Annotated in this window: 1 protein-coding gene and 1 pseudogene; both read left to right on the top strand. The window is 65.9% G+C overall.

The window, feature by feature from the left end; all coding sequences use genetic code 11:
- A partial coding sequence (locus ACS5PV_RS32720) for a hypothetical protein (protein ID WP_455399475.1) occupies window positions 1-1,200 on the top strand: 1,200 nt, incomplete at its 5' end.
- Between the two features lie 40 nt (window positions 1,201-1,240).
- Window positions 1,241-2,142, top strand: a pseudogene (locus ACS5PV_RS32715) (hypothetical protein); the annotation flags it as partial.

Raw genomic sequence — 2,142 nt, 5'->3', positions numbered from 1 at the left:
CCGGCCAACGCCGCCAACGGCACCGCAGGCGGGTCGTGGTCGCCCGGGTCTTACGACTTCGACGTCTACCTCGCGCAGGACGATCTCCGCATCACCCGCGTGATGACCGTCAACGCGACGAAGGCGGTGTTCGTCAACGGCGGGCGGATCAAGATCAACGACCTGACTGGCCAGCCCTTCCAGGTCGGGCTCCAGATCGAGCACGCGCTGGACTCGCCCGTCGTTAGCGATATTCGCTGGTATCAGTACGCGATCCAGGGCAACCAGGCGGTCAATAATTATACTGTCGGCAATCTTGAGGGCCTTTGGCTCAAGCGCGCCGACAATATGTTCTTGACTAATTATTTCAGCCTGCTCTCGAAAAACTGTATCCGGATCGGCAGCTACACGGGTGGGCCCGACAAGCTCAACGGATCAGTCAACAAGCTGCGCGGCGTCAACGTCGACTGCGATTATTTCGGCTCGGCGGCGGTCTACGCCGACGCCACGGCGGCCAGCGCCACAGCGACCTTCGCCAACTTCACGGCCCAGGGTGCGGGTGCGGGCTTTGGGACGAACGGCATCAGCCTGACCGGCACGAACACCAGCCTGAAGTTCTCGGACATCCGCATCACCGCGACGCTGGGCTCCAGCATCAGCCTCACCGGCTCCGGCAATGGCGTTTCCGCCACGACGGCGACGCTGGAGAGCTACGGTCAGGACGGTGTCACGAAGCCGGCCGTCAACGTTGGGGCGGGCAACGCAGTCCATATCGGCCTGGCCTCGATCGGGGCAGGCGGCGCACCCGGCTACACCTCGTATGCCGGCGCCGGCACGGTCACGACCGGTGTCGTGGCCGATGTCACCGCCCGCGTGCAGGGCCAGGGCTTCCTCGCGACGCAGGTGTATTCGCTGCCCGCCGCGACATCGGCGCAGTTCCCGCCGGGCAAGGGCGTGATCCTCGTCGTCGACAAGAGCACGCTGGAGTACGCGGAGTTCATCGTGGGCGGCGGTGCCGTTCTCCTGAAATACCAGACCCCGGGCAATCAGTTCGCCGCCGCAGCGACGGGCTTCCCCGCCGCGAATGCGGGGGGTCAGTTCGCCAGCGGCAAGATTGGTGTCTACTATGACACCTCTTCGACCAACTACAGCATCTATAACGCCAAGACGGGCGCGATTACATACTCGTTCAAGCAGGACATTTTTGACCCGAACAACTAATGGGTCGTCAACGCCTGCCCTCGGCACTCCGGAGATCCCGATGACCTTCGCCGCAACCCGGCGCGCGGGCCTCGTGCTGCGCGCCTGGCTGGCGCTCGCTTGCGCCGTCATCGCGCCTGTCGGCGCTCATGCTCTCGACGCCTCCCAGCTTCCGCCCCTGCGCGGCAAAAGCGTCGAGACGCCCTCGCTCGTGCTGGACGGTGGCATCACCTGCACGGGATCTGCCTGCGACGCCTCCCCGCTATCAACACTCGGGCCGCAGACCGGCGCGCAGGCCTACAGCCTGGCCGAGCAGGCGACCGACAGCGTCAACGTGATGGCCTTCATCCCGAAGGTGCTGCGGGCGGGGGTGCGGGCGCGGACGAATACGGCCGACCTCACCCTCTACGTTCAGGCGGCACTCAACACCGGCGCGGCCGTCCGCTTCCCGACGGGCGACTACAAGGTCTGCAACGCGCTCCAGCAGGCCGGCGGCCAGCGTCTCAGCGGAGACGGCGTGACGGTCTCGCGCCTGCTGGTCGGGGCGTGCTTCAATATGAGCGCTCAGGCGGTAGTCGTCGGCACCCCTTCAGCCACCTCGAACGGGACGGTGGCTGAGCAGTCGGCGGGGTGGGACAAGATCGGGATCGTCTTCGATCAGTCCGCCGCGACCTCCCGCGCCAGCCTGCGGCAGTACCCGTGGGCGATCGATCTCAACGGGTCGCAGCGCTACACGATCGGGCAGATCCGGATCTCGAATGCCTGGAACGGCATCAAGGGCCTCGGCACCGTGAACGGGCCCAGCGCCTCGGGCTTCACGGCCGACCTGCTGGAGATCGGGGCTTTCAACCGGGGCATCGTCCTGGACGGCCTCTACGACTTCTCGCACATCACCACGCTGCACTGCTGGCCGTGGGATGTAGCTATGAACGGCACACTGCTGACCGTTGCGACGGACGGCAA

The organism is Methylobacterium sp. Gmos1 (assembly GCF_053764715.1).
This window is presented reverse-complemented; position numbering and strand designations above follow the sequence as displayed.